The organism is Amycolatopsis sp. NPDC039088, from assembly GCF_055598845.1.
Genome location: NZ_JBVKAE010000016.1, coordinates 98,498 through 113,152, shown reverse-complemented (window position 1 = coordinate 113,152; position 14,655 = coordinate 98,498). Strand labels below are relative to the sequence as shown.

At 69.1% G+C, this 14,655-nt stretch carries 11 protein-coding genes; 5 read left to right on the top strand and 6 right to left on the bottom strand.

What is annotated here, in order from left to right; genetic code table 11:
* Positions 1-40: 40 nt before the first annotated feature.
* Positions 41-1,459: an FAD-dependent monooxygenase gene (locus ACZ7KI_RS21620; RefSeq protein WP_470274901.1), complete on the bottom strand. Its 1,419-nt coding sequence runs from the start codon at positions 1,457-1,459 to the stop codon at positions 41-43.
* A gap of 81 nt (positions 1,460-1,540) precedes the next feature.
* On the opposite strand from ACZ7KI_RS21620, the gene ACZ7KI_RS21615 reads away from it, so the two are divergent.
* Positions 1,541-2,206, top strand: coding sequence for a TetR/AcrR family transcriptional regulator C-terminal domain-containing protein (locus tag ACZ7KI_RS21615; protein ID WP_470274900.1), 666 nt, complete (start codon positions 1,541-1,543; stop codon positions 2,204-2,206).
* Here ACZ7KI_RS21615 and ACZ7KI_RS21610 read toward each other — a convergent pair.
* Positions 2,169-2,735 carry a TetR/AcrR family transcriptional regulator gene (locus ACZ7KI_RS21610; protein WP_470274962.1) on the bottom strand — a complete coding sequence of 189 codons (567 nt, stop codon included), beginning with the start codon at positions 2,733-2,735 and terminating at the stop codon, positions 2,169-2,171. The genes ACZ7KI_RS21615 and ACZ7KI_RS21610 overlap by 38 nt on opposite strands.
* A gap of 169 nt (positions 2,736-2,904) precedes the next feature.
* Here ACZ7KI_RS21610 and ACZ7KI_RS21605 point away from each other — a divergent pair, with 169 nt between their 5' ends.
* Positions 2,905-4,104 carry an oxygenase MpaB family protein gene (locus ACZ7KI_RS21605; RefSeq protein WP_470274899.1) on the top strand — a complete coding sequence of 400 codons (1,200 nt, stop codon included), beginning with the start codon at positions 2,905-2,907 and terminating at the stop codon, positions 4,102-4,104.
* Here ACZ7KI_RS21605 and ACZ7KI_RS21600 read toward each other — a convergent pair whose 3' ends face one another.
* Complete coding sequence (locus ACZ7KI_RS21600; RefSeq protein ID WP_470274898.1) at positions 4,105-6,945, bottom strand: helix-turn-helix transcriptional regulator; 2,841 nt, start codon at positions 6,943-6,945, stop codon at positions 4,105-4,107.
* A gap of 74 nt (positions 6,946-7,019) precedes the next feature.
* Here ACZ7KI_RS21600 and ACZ7KI_RS21595 point away from each other — a divergent pair, with 74 nt between their 5' ends.
* Both ACZ7KI_RS21595 and ACZ7KI_RS21590 read left to right on the top strand, forming a co-directional pair.
* A complete protein-coding gene (locus ACZ7KI_RS21595) occupies positions 7,020-8,186 on the top strand; it encodes an MFS transporter (protein WP_470274897.1) in 1,167 nt (388 codons plus the stop codon).
* A complete protein-coding gene (locus tag ACZ7KI_RS21590) occupies positions 8,183-9,520 on the top strand; it encodes a M20/M25/M40 family metallo-hydrolase (protein ID WP_470274896.1) in 1,338 nt (445 codons plus the stop codon). The genes ACZ7KI_RS21595 and ACZ7KI_RS21590 overlap by 4 nt, the downstream gene beginning before the upstream one ends.
* A 245-nt stretch (positions 9,521-9,765) precedes the next feature.
* Here the strand turns inward: ACZ7KI_RS21590 and ACZ7KI_RS21585 are convergent, their stop codons facing one another.
* The gene (locus ACZ7KI_RS21585; RefSeq protein ID WP_470274961.1) at positions 9,766-12,342 is read right to left on the bottom strand and encodes a glycoside hydrolase family 3 protein; all 2,577 of its coding nucleotides are present in this window, start codon (positions 12,340-12,342) and stop codon (positions 9,766-9,768) included.
* Between the two features lie 167 nt (positions 12,343-12,509).
* Positions 12,510-12,725, bottom strand: a complete 216-nt coding sequence (locus ACZ7KI_RS21580; RefSeq protein ID WP_470274895.1) for a hypothetical protein — start codon at positions 12,723-12,725, stop codon at positions 12,510-12,512.
* A 142-nt stretch (positions 12,726-12,867) separates the two neighbouring features.
* Here ACZ7KI_RS21580 and ACZ7KI_RS21575 point away from each other — a divergent pair, with 142 nt between their 5' ends.
* Positions 12,868-13,668, top strand: a complete 801-nt coding sequence (locus ACZ7KI_RS21575) for an NmrA family NAD(P)-binding protein (RefSeq protein ID WP_470274894.1) — start codon at positions 12,868-12,870, stop codon at positions 13,666-13,668.
* 2 nt (positions 13,669-13,670) lie between these two features.
* Here the strand turns inward: ACZ7KI_RS21575 and ACZ7KI_RS21570 are convergent, their stop codons facing one another.
* The gene (locus tag ACZ7KI_RS21570) at positions 13,671-14,621 is read right to left on the bottom strand and encodes an Lrp/AsnC family transcriptional regulator (RefSeq protein ID WP_470274893.1); all 951 of its coding nucleotides are present in this window, start codon (positions 14,619-14,621) and stop codon (positions 13,671-13,673) included.
* Positions 14,622-14,655 lie beyond the last annotated feature (34 nt).

Genomic DNA, 14,655 nt, shown 5'->3' with positions numbered 1-14,655 from the left:
TTGATCAAGACAAATCCTCCACACCCGACCGCTGCAGGCACTACCCCGCGACCAGCGTGAGCGCCTCCGACAGCCCAGCCACCTCACCATCCGACGCCGCCCAAGCGACGTACCCGTCCGGCCGCATCACAAAGGCGGGGCCGGAGTCCGCCTCGACGACCCGGACCCGATCGGCACGGCCGTTCACGACGTCGCGAATCCGAGCGGAGCCCACCAGAAGCGGACGGCCTTCCCGCTCCACCAGCGGCAGCGGGGCGAAGCGGCCGACGAGCGGATGGGCGGAGTCCGGCGCGTAGTCGATGTCGGTCCCGTTGCCCATCGCGATGAAATGCCGTTTGGCCGCCGGGATCTCCAAGGTCTCCGCCAGTACCTCGCGGAGCGCGGCCACCTGCGGGCCGGGACGCATCAGGGCGACCTGGGCCCGGGTATTGCGCAGCACGCGCTCACCGACGGGATGCCGTTCCGCGGTGTAAGTGTCCAATAAGGACTCCGGCGCCGCTCCTCGTACCACCAGACCCAGTTTCCAGCCGAGGTTCATCGCGTCCTGGAGGCCGAGGTTCAAGCCCTGACCGCCGATCGGCGAATGCACATGCGCGGCGTCGCCCGCCAGGAGCACTCGCCCCTGCCGGTAGGTGGCCGCCTGACGCGTGTTGTCACTGAAGCGGATTCCGCCGTCCAGCCTGGTGACGGTCACGTCGATTCCGGCGACGCGGCTGATGCTCGCCCGCATCTCCTCCACCGTCAGTGGCGCGTCACGGTCCCCCGGCCCGCCGTCGAACTCCATGGTGGAGATCTCACCCGGAATCAGCGACAGATTCACCATTCCACCGGGGCCGTGCATGGCCGACTTCACCGCGCCAGGATCGGCGAGTTCGGCCGAGGCGATCCGGCCGGTCATCGTCGCCTCCGTACCGGGGAACGCGATCCCGGACTGTTTACGCACGACGCTGCGGCCACCGTCGCAACCCACCAGGTACGCGGCCCGCTCGGAACGGCCATCGGCGAGCACGGCCCGGACCGCCGATTCTTCCTGGACGACGTCGACGACCTCACTGCCTGAACGGACACGGACCCCTAGCCCCGTCGCCCACTCGGCGAGGATCCGTTCCAGCACATGCTGTTTGAGAATGAACCCACCGGCCGCCCCCGGCGCGACCTCGTCCTCGGCGAGCGGCAGACCGGCGAAGTGCCCCCTGGCACGATTGCCCTTCATCTGGCGCGAAAGCCCGCGGACGGCATGGAACATCTCGGCCTGCGCCGCCGAGAACGCCTCGGTCAGGCCGCGCAGCCTCAAGGACTGCGACGTCCGGCCGTTGAGACCACGCAACCCGAAACTCCGGTTCCGGCGGACGGACCCGTCAGCCGCCTCCAGTACGAGCGGATCCGCTCCGGCCAGCCGAAGCTCACCGGCCAGCAGCAGGCCGACCGGTCCCCCGCCCACGATGATCACGTCGTTCACGACACCCCCGTATTTACAGCGTAAATGTACACTGTAAATATGATAGATACACCGTAAACCTGTCAAGTGAGAGGCGCCGAGATGACGCGAAGAGAACCGTTGAACCGGGAGAAGGTCCTGGACGCGGCGCTCGCCTTGGCCGCTGAAGAGGGCCTCAAGGGGCTCTCGATGCGCAAGCTCGCCAAGACACTCGGCGTCGAAGCGATGGCGCTGTACAACCACGTCCGGAACAAGACCGACATCCTCGACGGCATCGCGGAACGCGTCTACCGCGGGATCGAACGGGCCGACCCCGGTGCACCCTGGCCGGACCGGCTGCGGGTCACCGTGCTCAACCTTTACCGCGCGCTCGCCCGGCATCCGGTCGTGCCGATGGCACTGGTCACCGACGAGGCCACGCCGAACTCGCTGCGCGCCCTGCAGCCGATCGAGGACCTGGTCGGCGCGCTGTACGAAGCCGGTTTCGACGACGACGGGGTCCGCCAGGCCCTCGGCGCCCTGAACAGCCTCGTGTTCGGTTCCTTACTCCTGACGACCGCCGGCTTCGCCACGGAACGACGCGGCGAAGCCGAGCAGGAACAGATGGACCACTATCTCCGGCGGATCGATCCGGCGGTCCTGCCGAACTTCAGCCGCGCGCTGCCCGCGCTCGCGACCGTCGATCCGGAGCGCGACTTCGCCAGGACCCTGGACATTTTGATCGACGGCCTCACTTCGGCCGCAGCATCGGGACCAGGAACCGCCTAGCCACCTCGCGGACCTGTTCGTCGTCGTCGAGATCGATGACGTGACTCGGGGTGACCAGGAACGAGGCGGAGACCCGGGTCATCAGTTCGGCGACGAGTTCGACGTCGACGTCTTCCGAGACGTGGCCGGCGTGCTGCTCACGGCGGAGCTGGCCCGCGACGAACCGCTGCACCGCCGCCAGGGTGTGCCCGCCGTCGCTGACCATCGACGGGACGAGCACGTCGGGCTCGACGGTCATCAGCCCGCCGATCAGCGGGTTGTGCCGGATCGCCCGCAGCGCGCTGGCGAAACCGAGCACGACGCGGTCCGCGGCCGATTCGGCGTGCTGGATGTCGAGCAGGAACTGGTCGAAGTAGCGCCGGAACTCGCGGCGTACCACCTGCTCGACCAAAGCGTCCTTGGTGGCGAAGCGGCGGTAGGCGGTGATTCGCGAGACGCCGGCCCGGCGGGCGACGTCCTCCATGGTGGAGCGGCGGATCCCGATCCGGCAGAACTGTTCGTAGGCGGCGTCGAGGAGCCGGAGCGCGATCTCGTCGCCTTCTTCGGCGCGTTCGAGCGCGTCGGTGAGCGCACGCTCCAGCAGAGAATCCGGGTCTGGCGTCTTCGCGATGATTGTGCTCTCCTTGAGATACGCGGTTGCACTACTTGTATCACAGTATCAATCCGCAGGTCCGGGACTCAAGGAGGAGTACTGGCGCATGACCGAACTCAATCGACGCAAGATGCTGATCGTCAGTGGCGGAGCGACTCTGCTGGGGGCCATGGGGCTGGCCCAGCCCGCCTGGGCGTGGAGTCCGAGCGGTTCGGTGGCCGGAACGGGGGCGGGCACCGATCCGAAGTGGGTGTGGGACGCCGAAGCGGATCCCGTGGTCGCCGCGGTCCTCGACCGAGGCCAGGTGGCGCAGGTCAACCAGGCGCTGCGGACCTGGACCAGGAACGACCAGCCGACGCCGTCCGGGCTACCGCCGGAGCTGCGGGAGTTCGTCGAGCACGCGCGAGCGCTGCCACCGTGGGCCGATCAGTCCAAATTGGACAAGGCGGCGGATTTCATGAAGGTCAGCGGCCGGTTCGTCAACCTGCTGAACGGCCTCGGTGGCGGGATGCTGAGCACCGCCATCCCGAACGAGGCCAGGGCGGTCTACTACTCCAAAGGCGGCGCGGACATGAAGGACCGCGTCGCGAAGACGGCCAAGCTCGGCTACGACGTCGGTTCGCTCAACGCCTACCGGCCCGACGGCCAGTTGATCGTCTCCGCGGTGAAGACCCGGCTGGTGCACGCCGCCGTCCGGCATCTGCTGCCGCAATCGCCGCACTGGCAGCAGGGCATCCCGATCAGCCAGAACGACATGCTGGTCACCTGGCACACCTTGCCGACCTACACGATGCGCAAGCTGACCGAGTGGCGTGTGGCGGTCTCCCCCGCGCATTCCGCCGCCTACCTGCACATCTGGCAGGTGACCGGCCATCTGCTCGGGATCAGTGACGAGTACCTGCCCTCGACATGGGACGCGGCATACGCGCAATCCACGCAGGTGCTGGACCCGGCGATGGGACCGACCCGCGAGGGCGTCGAACTCACCGACATCCTCCTCGACATGCTCGCCGAGCAGACCAGTCCCGGCGGCGCCGACCGGCCGATGGTCAACGCGCTGGCGCGGTACGTCGTCGGCGACCGGGTCTCCGAGTGGAACGGCATCCCGCGCGAACCGGTCTGGGACCCGCTGATCGGCACCGCGTTCCCCGCGTTGGTGGCGTTCCACGAGAAGCTCATCCCGCTGCCGCTTGTACCGCCGGTCGCCTGGGTGCTGGACGAGGCGATCCGGCAGTACATCCGGTTGTGGCTCTCGGAAGGCAGGCCGGTGCACATCGAGATCCCCGACATGAACCGCCCTTCCTGATCAGCCGGTGGCAGGCAGCAGGTTGAGCCGGTGGGCGGCCGTCGCGGCCTGGACCCGACCGGAAACGTCCAATTTGGACAAGATGTTCGAGACGTGGGTGCTGACGGTCTTCGCGGAAATGTAGAGCTCGGCGGCGATCTGGCGGTTGGTCCGTCCTTCGGCGAGCAGTCGCAGCACCTCGATTTCCCGCCCGGTGAGGCCATGGCGGTCGAGCGCGGACTCTTCGGGTTCGGCCAAGGAGACACGAAGGGCCGTCGCCAACCGGGCGATCTCGGCGCTCAACGGGACGGCGCCGAGCCGGTCGGCGTGCGCGGCGGCGCGGCGGAGACGAGTGGCCGCGTCGTCGTGAGCACCGGTCTCGATGGCGGCTGTCGCCGCCGCCAGCAATCCCCGTGCCTCGGGGTAGGGCTCCCCCAGCTCCGCCCAGGCCGCGGCGGCCCGGTCCCAGGCGGCCTGTCCGGGATCGGTGAGCGCGAGGAAGGTGAGCCGGTGCGCCTGTTGCACCGGGCCGATCGTCGGGACCGTGTCGGCCAACGACCGCAACCGGGGACGGAATTCGGGCAGGTGGGCTCCGGCCACCAGCACCGGCCACAGATACCGTGGGCTCTCCTCGATGTCCGGCAAGGTCAACGTTTCGGTCACCAGCGCGGCGGCCTCGGCGTGCCGGTGCCCGGCCAGTTTCAGGTCGATGTTCAGCCGGGCGAGCGGCAGCAGGTCTTGCGTATCGGGATAACCGCGGGTGAACACCTCGCGCGCGTACGCGGACGCTGTCTCCGCTCCGGCGAGATCCCCTCTGGCCAGCCGGATCGTTCCGTGCAGGACCAGCAGATAGGCGTCGAGGCCGGGGATCGGCGGGTGACCGAGCGCGTTTTCGATCGTCTCGGCGGCTTCGTCCCAGTCGCCGACGGCGATCAACGCTTCGGCGAGGTTCGCCGCGTGGATCGGGCCCGCCGTCCGCACCAGACCGGCCGCCGTGCACACGGCGAGACCGGACCGGGCCACCGTCGCCGCCGCCGCGTGCCTCCCTTCGCCTTGCAGCACATCGGCTTCGCGGCGCAAGACGTGCAGGAGTGCGACGTCGTCGGCGTGGTTTCGCGCGGTCGTGCCCGCTTCTCGCAGCTTCGGCAATTGCGTGTCGAGATCGCCTGTTCTGGCGTGGGAGTAGGCCAGGTCGGCCGTCGCCATCACCTCGGCGCGGACATCGCCGAAGCGCCGGGCGGCGGTGATCGCCGCCTCGGCGACCAGCCGCCCCTCGGCCTCGCACGGCACTGTCAGCAGACGGCGGGAAAGGGTCGCCAGTGCCGTCGCCGCCGTCGGATCCGTTTCGGGGATCAGTGCGGCGGCGGCACGCAGGTCCTCGAGTCCGCCGGGCTGTCCGAGCGCGTGCCGCAGCTCTCCCCGGCACATCAGCAACCGGCCCGCCCTGTTCGGCTCGGCCGTGGCGTCGATCTCGGCGAGCAGGGGCTCGAGGAAGGCGAGGGCGCGGGTCACGTCGCCTGCCGAGGTGGCCGCGTCCACCGCCATGCCGAGCACGTCACGGCGTCCGGCACCGACCTGGTCTTCCGCGGTGGGCACGAGCCTCCACAGCCGCAGTACTTCGGTGAGCAAGTGCAGCTGCTCGGCATAGGCCAGTGACCGCCCGGCCGCCGCGGCGGCGCGCCAAGCCGCGGTCAGCGCTCTGGCGGGATGTTTGTCAGCGACCGCCGCCCAGTGGACGGCGAGCTGCGCGCCCGCCTTTCCCGGCAACGCGAGCGACGGATCACGTTCGAGGGCTTCGGCGTAACGCACATGCAGCCGGGCGCGCTCCGCGGGAAGCAGATCGTCCTGGACGACCTCGCGGACCAACGCGTGCCGGAACCGGTAGCCCTCGCCGCTCACCCCGATCAGGTTCGCCGCGACGGCGGGGCGCAGCGCGGCCGTCAGCGCCGCCTCGTCGAGCCCGGTGACCGTCGCGAGCAGCTCATGTCCGATGTGGACAGTGCAGACCGACGCCGCGCGCACGACCTCTTGACTCGGCGCGGGCAAGCGTGTCAGCGGGGCGATCAGCAGCTGAAGGATCGACTGCGGCACTACGGGACCACGCTGATCACGACAACTCAGCAAAGCCTCGACGAACAGCGGATTGCCCTCGCTCCGCGCGAAGACCTCGTCGCCGAGATCGACATCCGGCTCGTGACCGAGCAACTCACGCAGCTGCGCTGTCACCCCTCGCCTGGACAGCGGGTGGAGGTCGAGCCTTCGGACCCAGCCGATCCTGGCCAGCTCCGACGGCAACAGCCGCGCGGGGTGAGTGCGGTCGAGGTCGGTCCGGTAAGTGAGCAGGATGAGCACGGCAGGCACCGCCCGCTGGTTCCCGACGAGGAACAGGAGCAGTTCCCGGGTCGACCGGTCCGCCCAATGGACGTCCTCGACCAGCAGCACCGTGGGCCCCTCCTCGGCCAGGGACTGCACCAGGGACAGCAGCTGTTCGAACAGGCGTGCCTTGGCCAGCTCCGTGTCCCCGGCGGGTGGTGATCCCAGCACGGGCAGCAGCCGTCCGAGTTCGCCCGCCACGCCGCCGGGCAGCCGCTGGAGAACACCGGCGACACCGATCGCACCGACCAGGTCACGCAGCATCGAGGTGAACGGCGCGAAGGGGAGGCCGTTCTCTCCGAGGTCGAGGCAACCGCCGGACAGCACTCGCGCCGCGTCGCCGAGCGTCGCCGCGAACTCGCCGACCAGGCTCGACTTCCCCACTCCCGCGTCTGCGGCGATCAGTACGGTGGCCGGCGCGCCCGCGCCTGCCTGGTCGAAGGCGGCACGCAGCCCAGCCAGTTCCCGATCCCGTTCCACGAGCGCCATGGGCCGAAGTCTAAGGACCCGAATAGGGCACCTGCCCGATGCCGGACCGCGTCCGGGCACCGCAGGCTGGCGACATGATCGGCGACTCCCTCGACAGGACGACCTCACCACGGGTGAGCAGGCAGCTGGTGATGCTGCTGATAGCCGCCTTCGGCGCGCTCAGCGGGTTCTACCTGCTGGTGTCGGTGGTCCCGGTGTACACGGCGGAATCGGGCGGCGGCGGACTCGGCGCCGGGCTCGCCACCGGCGCGATGATGCTGTCCACGGTGCTGACCGAACTGGCCGTGCCGCGACTGCTGGCCCGGCTCGGCTACCGCGCCGTGTTCGCTCTCGGCCTGGTTCTGCTCGGCGTGCCCGCACTCGTGTTGATCGCGTCGCCCGCCACCGCGCTGGTGCTGGCGGTGAGCCTGGTGCGTGGCGCCGGACTCGGGATCGTGGTCGTCATCGGGAGCGCGCTCGCCGCGGAGCTGGCCCCGGCCCGGCGCCGCGCCGAAGGGCTCGCGCTCTACGGCGTCGTGGTCGGGGTGCCCGCGGTCGTGGGACTGCCCGCCGGGATCTGGCTCAGCGAACGGTTCGGGTTCACGGCGGTGTTCACCGCCGCCGCCGTGGTGGCGCTGGTGCCGCTGGCCGTCGTGTCGGCGCTGCCGTCGAAACCAGGCGACGCGACACCGGCGCATTCGATGCTGGGGGCCTTTCGAGTCCGCGGGCTCGCCCGGCCGACGGTGGCCTTCACCGCGATCACGTTCGGCGCGGGGGTGTTCGCGACTTTCCTCCCGCTGGCGGTGCCCGCCGAAGCACGCGGTACGGCGGCCATCGCGCTCCTCGTGCAGGCACTGACCATGTCGGCCGCCCGCTTCGCCGCCGGCCGGTTCGGGGACCGGCACGGCTCCGGGCGGCTGTTCGTTCCGTCCGTGCTCGTCTCGGCCGTCGGCGCGGCGTTGCTGCTGTCGACGGACAGTTCGCTCGCGATCGTCGCCGGGATGGCGTTGTTCGGTGCGGGATTCGGCGCGGCGCAGAACGTGACGCTGGCACTGATGATCGAGCGGGTCGACGCCGCCGAATACGGTCGCACGAGCGCGCTGTGGAACCTGGCCTACGACGCGGGATTCGGCATCGGCGCGGTCGCTTTCGGGCTGCTGACCGGACCGTTCGGCTACCTGACCGGGTTCGCGTTCACCGCCGCCGTGCTGCTCGCCGCGCTCGTCCCCGCGATACTCGACCGGAAGGAAGACAGGCCATGATCCATGTCGACAAGGCGCTGTCGACGGCGCGTGCCGCACTCGACGCACTGGTGCGGATCCCGTCGGTGAGCGCGGGATCCACCGACGACGTGCGACGCAGCGCCGAACTGACGGCCACACTGTTCCGCGACGCGGGTATGCCGGAAGTCGAAATCCTCGACGACATCCCGGGCGGCCTGCCCGCGGTACTGGCCAGATATCCGGCACCACCCGGACAGCCGACCGTCCTGCTGTACGCACACCACGACGTCCAGCCCGCCGGTGACCTCGCTGGGTGGAGCAGTCAGCCGTTCGAGCCGACCGAACGCGACGGCCGGCTGTTCGGCAGGGGCACGGCCGACGACAAGTCCGGTATCGCGGCCCACCTCGCCGCGGTGCTCGCGCACGAGGGCAAGCCCCCGGTCGGCGTCACCATGCTCGTCGAGGGAGAGGAGGAGATCTCTTCGCCGACACTCGGCGCCCTGCTCACCCGGTACCGCGACCGGCTCGCCGCCGACGTGATCGTGCTCGCCGACTCGGAGAACCTGGAGCGCGGCACACCGGCGTTCACCACTTCCCTGCGCGGCACGGCCGCGTGCGTCGTCGAACTGCGCACGCTGGAGACCGGTGTGCACTCGGGTGGCTTCGGTGGCCCGGCACCCGACGCGCTCAGCGCGTTGTGCAGGCTGCTCGCCACCTTGCACGACGAACACGGTGACGTCGCCGTGGCAGGCCTCAAGACCGGATCGGTTCCCGAGTACGGCTATCCGTCGCCGAGGTATCGCGCCGAGGCGGGTGTGCTCGATGGTGTCGAGCTACACGGCACGGGCTCCATCGCGGAGCGGCTGTGGGCCAAACCGGCGGTGGGTGTCCTCGCCATCGACGCGCCCCCTGTCGCGGACGCGTCGAACACCCTCATCCCGGTGGCCAAGGCCAAGGTCGGACTGCGGGTGGCCCCAGGCGACGACGCGGTCCGCGCCGCCGCGGCGCTCGCCGAGCACCTGACCACGCACACCCCGTGGGGCGCGCGGGTGACGGTTTCGGTCACGGAGATCGCACAACCCCACCACGTCGACACCTCCCACCCCGCCTACGCGGCGGCCGGACGCGCCTACCGCGCGGCCTACGGCGAGGACGCGATCCACATCGGCAGCGGGGGCAGCATCCCGTTCGTCGCGGAATTCGCCGCCGCGTTCCCCGCCGCCGCGATCCTGATCACCAGCGCGGGCGCGGACACGGACTCGAACCCGCACGGCGCCGACGAAAGCGTGCACCTCACGGAGTTCGGACGAGCTTGCCATGCGGAAGCCCTGCTGCTCACCGAACTCAGCCGCGCTCCTCGGGAGTGGCAATAACGTTTCTAGAGGTATGGCGACCGTGGGGTGTCCGTGGGGGCCGTGAATCTGGACTGGTCAGCGAAAGTCGATTCTGTTGAGGGGTCAGGCGAAGTTATCGTGGCCGACACCACTGCTGCGGCACAGCGGGAAGCCTGATGTCCTGAAGGCTCCCTTCGAGACCTTCAACGTCTCAAAGGGAGCCTTCAGGCCACACCACGTTTTTCCTTACCCCTCAAGAACCATCATCACCACTCACGAGACTTTCAGTTCAGACTCGAACAAGGCCTCGCGTCGGGATCTTGAGCACCCTTCGGCACCCACCGCACGTTCGCGAACGAAGCGGAGAACTGCCCGTCGGTGTACACCAGGAACGGCGTGTTGACGTTCTCCAGATCCAACCCGTTCGCGAAGCACGACACCGGGATCTTCACCGTCGACTTCGGCGCGCCCGCCAGGTCGGTGAACAGCTTGGTCGCGTTGACCTCGGAGAAGCACGGGTAGACACAGTGCATGCTGATCACCGTCCGGTTGGCCGGTGCCTGGTGCACGATGGTGTCGAACTCCAGCGCCGCGTCGGCGTTGAGGTAGCCGCGCAGATCGTTGGTACCGGCCGGGTTCTGGAAGTAGAGCTGGGCGGGGCCGGTGCCGGTCCAGGTCGACTTGAGGCCATCTTGCTGGACGTTCACATCGGACTGGACGACCGCGATCTCGGCGTGCGAAGCGGTGCCGTCCGGGCCGATCTCGGTGCCGCCCCAGTTCTGCGCGGAACCGATGAAACCCTTGTACGGTGCGACATCCGTCCGGTTGAACAGCTCGAGGTCCTCGGTCGCGGTCCCGCCGCCACCGGTCGAACCGCACGTCACCGGCCCGGCCGTCTCGTCGAGTTGCCCGATGGTGACCCGCTGCCCGGTCTTGAGGCCGTAGCCGAGTTTGAACAGCGGGTCGTACTCGGGCGAACCGGCGTTCAGCGGTGTCTGGCAGGCACTCTTCGGCCACGAGTACGGCAGGGTGCCCTTGAAGCCGCCCTTGACGAGGACATCGGCGACACCGCCGCCCTCGGTACCGGGCAGCCAGGCCGCTACGAACGCGTCCGAGCGGTTGATCTCCTTGTTCATGTACAGCGGGCGGCCGCCGACGTAGACCGTGACGACGGGAGCGCCCTTGCCGCGGACCTTGTCCAGCACGGCCAGGTCCTCGGGGTAGAGCTTCGCGGCTTCGAGCGTCTTGCGGGTCAAGTCGCCGACGCCTTCCGCGTACGGGGTCTCACCGATGACGGCGATGACGGCGTCGTAGCCCTTCGGGTCGGTGTCGCCCTTCTCGTCGAAGGTGACGTTGACGTCGCCCAATTGCTGCTTGAGCCCGGCGAGGATCGAGGTGGCATTCGGGAAGTCGGCGTTGGTGTTGCCGGTCCCCTGCCAGCTCAGTGTCCAGCCGCCGGTCTGGTTCTGGATGCTGTCCGCGCTCTTGCCGACCACCAGCACCTTCGACTTCGGCTTCAGCGGCAGCACGTCGCCGTTGTTCTTCAACAGCGTCTGCGACGAGCGGACCGCGTCGCGTGCCAGCCAAGTCTCCTTCAGCGCTTCGTCGGAGTTGGCGTAGGAACGTTCGGACGGCTTCTGCGACTCGTACAGCCCGGAGCGCAGCTTGACGCGCAGGATGCGGGTCACCGCGTCGTCGATCCGCGAGAGCGGGATCTGACCGCCGTTCACCTGCGCGACGGTGTTGGCGATGAACGCCTTCCAGTCGTGCGGGACCATCACGATGTCGATACCGGCGTTGATCGCCTGCGGGCACGACGCGTTGGTGCAGCCGGGGACCTGGCCGATGCCGTTCCAGTCGGACACGACGAGGCCGTCGAAGCTCATCTTGCCCTTCAGGATCTGGTTCAGCGCCTTGTCGCTGCCGTGCAGCTTGCCCTCGTTGATCCCGAGTTCGGCGTTGGTCCAGCTGTTGAACGACACCATCACGGTCTGCGTGCCCGCCGCGAGCGCGCCGTAGTAGCCCTGTCCGTGGACATTGATCATCTCGGCTTCGGAAGACGGGTTGACCCCCTGGTCCTGCCCCTTGAGGGTGCCGCCGTCACCGATGAAGTGCTTGGCGGTGCCGATCACGCCGTTGTAGCCGATGCGCTTGGACGATCCGTCCTGGAGACCGTTGATCGCCTCGTAGCCGTACGCCCGGGTGATCCGCGGGTCCTCGGAGAACCCTTCGTAGGTCCGGCCCCAGCGGTCGTCCTTGACGACGGCCAGCGTCGGCGCGAACGCCCAGTCCTGGCCGGTGGCGCGGATCTGCCGGGCCGTCGCCGCGGAGATGTCGCGCACCAGGCACGGGTCGTGCGCCGCGCCGAGACCGATGTTGTGCGGGAAGACGGTGGCGCCGTAGACGTTGTTGTTGCCGTGCACGGCGTCGATGCCCCAGATCACCGGGGTCCGGGTCCGGCTGCTCTTGGCGGCGTCCCAGTAGGCGTCGGCGAGCTTCAGCCAGTCCTGCTGGGACGCGTGCTTGTCCTGGTTCGGCCACGAACCGCCGCCGTTGAGGACCGAGCCGATGGAGTACTGGCGGACCTCGTCGGGGGTGATGGCGGCGATCTCGGGCTGGGTCATCTGCCCGACCTTCTCCTCGAGGGTCATCCCCTTGAGGAGCTGGGTGATCCGCTGCTCGTCACCGGCCTTGCCCTTGAACCGGCTCTCGACCTTCGGCCAGTCGGCCAGCGTCGGGAGGCTCTTCTCGATCCGGGCGCAGCCGTCCCGGTCGAGCGCGGGCTTCCCGATCACGGGCTGGTCGGCCGCCCCCGCCGACGGCGCGGCCGCCACGGCCCCGCCGAGCAGGGCGAGGCTCATCAAGGCGACGAGCGGACTTCGGCGCGCACGAGAACGTCTTGCCATGGTCTGGTCCATTCTGCGGGAGGCGGGGACCGGCCGATCTTCACCGGACCAGACGGGCGCGTCAAGGGTTTCGGACCCGTACGACGGCTGTTAATTTTTGCCATAAAATAAGACTTGCCCGGTCACCCGGCCACGCGTCGCCGGTCCCGCCGCTTGACGGCGTACGGCAGGAAGAACAGGTACAGACCGCTGAACATCAGCAGGAAGAGCGGCGGCAGCGGGGTGTAGAGCACCCACTCGGCCGGATCGCCCATCGCCACGACGACGAAGCAGACGATGACGGTCGCGACGAAAACGAGGGACGTCCAGCGGTGGAACGTCCGGATCCGCTTGTTCACGGGAACCTCCTGAGGTCGGTTTTGCCTGTGGCGAAGACGCTAGGGATCCGGCGGGTGCCTGCGCTTCTCGATTCCTGATCGGTCCGCTTGACCTCCACATTGCTGGAGCTTTTACCTTCGCGGAAGACGAAGGGAATCGACCATGACCGTCTTGGTGACAGGAGCCACCGGGAGCACGGGCCGCCACGTGGTGGCCGAACTGCTCCGGCGCGGGGAACGCGTCCGGGCACTCACCAGGAATCCCTCCGGAGCCTGGCTTCCGGCAGGCGTCGAAGTGGTGGAAGGCACGCACACCGCGCCGGAAACGCTGACCGAAGCCTTCGACGGCGTCACGCGGTTGCACATCACCGCGACGGCCGGGCTCGCCGAGGTCGGCGCCGACCTGGTGAAGCGCGCCGTGGACGCGGGCGTGCGCCGGATGACCATGGTGTGGGGCGGCTACGTCGGTCCGACGGAACAGGCGATGGCCGAGTCCGACGTGGAATGGACGCGTCTGGAGCCTCAGGAGTTCATGTCCAACACGCTGACCTGGATCGACGCGATCCGCGCCGACGGCGTGGTCCGCGAGCCGTACGATTTCCCCAGCGCGCTCGTGCACGAGGCCGACATCGCCGCCGTCGCGGTCACCGCGCTACTGGAAGACGGCCATTCGGGTCAGGCCTACAACCTGACCGGCCCGGAAGTGCTGACCCCGCGTCAGCGGGTCGCGGTCCTCGCGAAGACCCTCGGCAGGGACATCACGTTCGCCGAGTTGCCCCACGAGGCGGCCATCGACCGGCTGATGGCCACCGGCGTCTCCCGCGAAGACGCCGAGTACGTCATCGGCTGGTACGCCGACCCGCCCGCGGAGGCGAGCACCGTGGACGACACCGTCGAGAAGGTGACCGGCCGACCGGCCCGCACCTTCGCCCAATGGGTCACGGAACACGCCGACCGGTTCTGAACTCACGCCGGAAGCGGTCCGACCGCCTTCACGATCTCCAGCACCGGCGCGGTGTGCACCGTGTGGATCGCGCGCAACGCGCCGAGCCGCCGCGTGAGATAGCGGTGCAGCGAGGCGGGATCCGGACAGAGCGCCTGCGCGATCAGATTGGTGGGCCCGGTCGTGGCGGCGACCACCGCCAGCTCCTCGTGCGTGGCCAGGGTCGTCGCGACCTCGTCCAGATCCGCCGGTGCGATCGCCATCCAGAGGAACGCCTGCGTGGTCACGCCATACAGGGCCGCGTTGATCTCGACGTCGAAGAAGAGCGCGCCGCTCGCGCGAAGGTCGACCAGGCGGCGGGTCACGGTCGCCGGTGACAGGCCGGTCGCGACGGCGAGCTGCGTGACGCTCATCCGGCCGTCGTGGCGGAGCATGTCGATCAGGGCGTGGTCCGCCGGGGTCAGCGGACCGTGATCGACGGCGGTTTCCTTGGGCCGTAACGCTTCTCGCTGCTCCTCGGTCAGCGCGGCCAACCGTCCGCGCCAAGCCGTCGGGCCACCGAGATAGGTGTGCAGCATGAGATGGGCGGACACCGCCGTGACGGTCGCGGTACGCGGTATGTCGTGCAGCAGCATCGCACTCGGCGAGTCTCTCGGCGTCTGCGCGATCGCGACGATCTCCGTGCCGCCCGAGGTCAGCTTGACCCAGGACGTGTCCGGCCGTTTGGCCAGTGAACGGGCGAGTGTCCGCGCCGTGGCGGGCTGCGCGGTGAGCCGCACGATCCACTGCGTCAGGCCTGCCCGGCCGGGGTCGGGCAGGCCCACCACCCGTAACCCCGCTTCGGAGCGAAGCCGTTGGTAGCGGCGCGCGACGGTCTGCGTGGACACGTCCAGCACGACGCCGATACGGCTGAACGGCGCCCGGCCGTCGAGGTGCAGCGCGTGGATCAAACCGCGATCGATCTCGTCAAGCATGGAAGATTTCGTCCATTCGGCGCCGGTTTCGTGG

Excerpts from the sequence above, each read along its gene's own strand:
- ACZ7KI_RS21600 (WP_470274898.1), bottom strand. The coding sequence starts at position 6,945 with ATGGCGCTCGTGGAACGGGATCGGGAACTGGCTGGGCTGCGTGCCGCC.
- ACZ7KI_RS21585 (WP_470274961.1), bottom strand. The coding sequence starts at position 12,342 with ATGAGCCTCGCCCTGCTCGGCGGGGCCGTGGCGGCCGCGCCGTCGGCG.
- ACZ7KI_RS21590 (WP_470274896.1), top strand. The coding sequence starts at position 8,183 with ATGATCCATGTCGACAAGGCGCTGTCGACGGCGCGTGCCGCACTCGAC.
- ACZ7KI_RS21615 (WP_470274900.1), top strand. The coding sequence starts at position 1,541 with ATGACGCGAAGAGAACCGTTGAACCGGGAGAAGGTCCTGGACGCGGCG.
- ACZ7KI_RS21570 (WP_470274893.1), bottom strand. The coding sequence starts at position 14,621 with ATGCTTGACGAGATCGATCGCGGTTTGATCCACGCGCTGCACCTCGAC.
- ACZ7KI_RS21575 (WP_470274894.1), top strand. The coding sequence starts at position 12,868 with ATGACCGTCTTGGTGACAGGAGCCACCGGGAGCACGGGCCGCCACGTG.
- ACZ7KI_RS21595 (WP_470274897.1), top strand. The coding sequence starts at position 7,020 with ATGATCGGCGACTCCCTCGACAGGACGACCTCACCACGGGTGAGCAGG.
- ACZ7KI_RS21605 (WP_470274899.1), top strand. The coding sequence starts at position 2,905 with ATGACCGAACTCAATCGACGCAAGATGCTGATCGTCAGTGGCGGAGCG.